General features: G+C 36.6%; 3 protein-coding genes. All 3 read right to left on the bottom strand.

The window, feature by feature from the left end:
- Window positions 1–81 precede the first annotated feature (81 nt).
- From ON073_RS20165 to ON073_RS20155, 3 genes are read right to left on the bottom strand one after another with little or no spacing between them, the layout of a single operon-like run.
- The gene (locus ON073_RS20165; RefSeq protein WP_274763665.1) at window positions 82–672 is read right to left on the bottom strand and encodes a hypothetical protein; all 591 of its coding nucleotides are present in this window, start codon (window positions 670–672) and stop codon (window positions 82–84) included.
- Window positions 660–1,580: a hypothetical protein gene (locus ON073_RS20160; RefSeq protein WP_274763664.1), complete on the bottom strand. Its 921-nt coding sequence runs from the start codon at window positions 1,578–1,580 to the stop codon at window positions 660–662. Before ON073_RS20160 ends, ON073_RS20165 begins: the two co-directional genes overlap by 13 nt.
- Window positions 1,581–1,605: 25 nt before the next feature.
- A complete protein-coding gene (locus ON073_RS20155; RefSeq protein ID WP_274763663.1) occupies window positions 1,606–2,271 on the bottom strand; it encodes a hypothetical protein in 666 nt (221 codons plus the stop codon).
- Window positions 2,272–2,500 lie beyond the last annotated feature (229 nt).

Here is a 2,500-nt window from a genome sequence, read left to right as displayed (position 1 = left end):
CCGCTACGCGCCTTGTCTCGCATTATTCATTTAAATCCCTTTTTCAGGTTTGATTAAAAGGGGAAATACAACATCAGATGGTTAAACATTTAATTTAGAAGGCTCAGGTAAGGAGGCTAGCCTCTCTATTACCTGTTCATGTGTAAAGTCATCAGCACCATAGCGATACTGTAACTTGGACGTAACATAGTTAAGCAAATATTTCTTATCAAGCATACAATTTAACGTATCGATTACTTTTTGCATCAAGTTAGATTTAAAGTATTGGTTAAGCTGTGAGCTAGTCATTTGACATAGATTTTCAAATACAACTGTTTCAGTAAAAGCATGATCAATCCCCCATAAATTAAATCTATGCTCCTCCCAATTTGAAGCTGAAAACCCCATGCAATAAACAGTGCATTTAACACCCAACATAATTTCATTGATTGAACCAAAGCGAACTGCAGCAACCCAACCTTTACCTAATTCGACTCGATATAAGTTACTATGCTTTATATTTTCAATAAGTTGAAAATGCAGTTCCGTTAAATTAGATTGCAACGCTTGAATAACTACTTGATCTACAAAGCCCTCATCAATCACATTTATTATTTTGTAATTGTTTAAGTAGGTTATAGGTGTTTGTTCGAACTGAGCAAGAAAGTCATATGCCAAATTTAAATCAGCCAACTTATCATCATTATAAGGGTCAGCTTTTTGTATTTAATCACCCTATCTTGAGTATTAAAAACACTAAGCCATAACAGTATTTTATCATCAACTAACTTTTCAAATGCAATCTTATATTGTGAAGGAATTTTATAACCACTTTCAGGCTCTAAATAGAGAAATGGTAACGCCGTCCCTAAAGCCCCCGCTTCTACCTTTTGATTTATAGGTGCAAAACATACCGCTTCTTTAGCATTTGAAAATGAGTTTGGCTTAGCATATTTAGGTATCCAAATATCAATAGAAATACTTGCTTCCCAAGCTTCAAAACTATTGGAAGTCCCCTTACGTAAACCACAGGAAACAACTTGTAGCACCTCTCCAAATCGCCTTACTAAAGCTAAAGAGTTGTTATCTTTTTTAAACCCTTGTTCAGAAAAAACTCTAGATAGATAGTTAAAAACCTTTAACTCCAAATCTTTTTTGTTAACTTTAACTTTTAACTCGTCTTCAATGATTTCTTGAGTTTCTTGCATCATACTTTGCAATGATTCAGGTTGTTCTCCTTCATAATATATCACCGCACCAAAAGATTTGGCCAAAGCACAGCAAGCAATCATTGCAGCTGAGCAATCTTGCATGCTGCTTTTCCAGCTCATAGCTACACAATAGTTATTTTCACCAATCAACTGGGCTAATTCATCATCTTTATCACAAACAGTTGAAGCTGAATCGTAAAAAACTTCAAACCCGACATCATTATCAGAGTCTCCCCACTGGCAAGGTAGATACCCTTCATGTTCAAAAGGTAAAAAGTCGGTAGTGAGTTTTAAACGTAGCTTAAAGCCTAAGTCATCAATTGCTTGTTGCCATTGCTCAGCAGAAGGCACGTTCTCCTTCTTTAAAAATGCAAAGTATGTACTTGCCATATCAGTCCCTTAATTAGTAATTTCCTTAAGTTAATGTCAGTGACTCCGCGCAACCTGTCAATTTAGGCAACTTTAATGCGGTTCGATTGTCCTCCGCCCATTTATCCAAGAGTAATTTAAAATTAGCATTTTCAATTGAGCGCAGTAAAAGGCTGGCAGGACTCGATTCATCAGTCCAAACTTCAAAGTCACCAGATAGAATCTCCCTTAAATTAATAGTCGCAGTAGATTTATCTCCAAGCATTAACTTACTCACTGCTCTTTCAAACAATAAAGGCTCAATAGGGCCATACTTCATATTATTTAGAGCTTCGTCATAATTATTGGCCTCGGCGTGAAACTGAAACCATGGCATAATCTCTTTCCTGAGCAGTTCAGTTATCTCAAGCATGTGTTTATCAGCCAATTCGTGATTACTAAGATCCCATGAATCTTCATGCAGCCTTCCTCCCAATAAGTAACCTTTATGCTTATAATGAAAGACCGTGCGTGCACAATACACTATCTGTGTACTACTTCGCCCCCCAAATCCATTAGCATCAACAATAACCTGATAGACAATATTGTTTATCTCTCTACTAAACGTTCGCGCACTGGTTTTAATAAAGCCTTCTGATTTTAAAAATGGCCATAAGAAACTTGTAATAGCTGCGGTCAACGGATCTTTCGAACGACTTCTGGTTTTATTCATAATAAAAACAATCCCTTGCAATCTAATTGCATCAGTGTCAGTAAATAACAAGCTAAAGTCAAGAAAGGTAACTGCACAACCTAAAAGCGTTTTTAATCAATTAATTACTGAAAACCTTGGGGCAAGTCTTGCATTGTGCAGACTTAAACGCTGGCACCTCATCTCCCCCCTTAAATCAAACCTGAAAATAAAGTTTTAAATGAATAATGCGAGACAGGGAGCGAAGCGG

It is taken from the genome of Pseudoalteromonas sp. G4, assembly GCF_028875915.1.
Classification (GTDB): Bacteria; Pseudomonadota; Gammaproteobacteria; order Enterobacterales; family Alteromonadaceae; genus Pseudoalteromonas.
Note: the sequence above shows the minus strand (reverse complement) of the source record. Positions and strands in the feature narration are given on the sequence as shown.

What these genes read in the sequence shown, in the direction of transcription:
- ON073_RS20155 (WP_274763663.1), bottom strand. Translation starts at nt 2,271, where the DNA reads ATGAATAAAACCAGAAGTCGTTCGAAAGATCCGTTGACCGCAGCTATT.
- ON073_RS20160 (WP_274763664.1), bottom strand. Translation starts at nt 1,580, where the DNA reads ATGGCAAGTACATACTTTGCATTTTTAAAGAAGGAGAACGTGCCTTCT.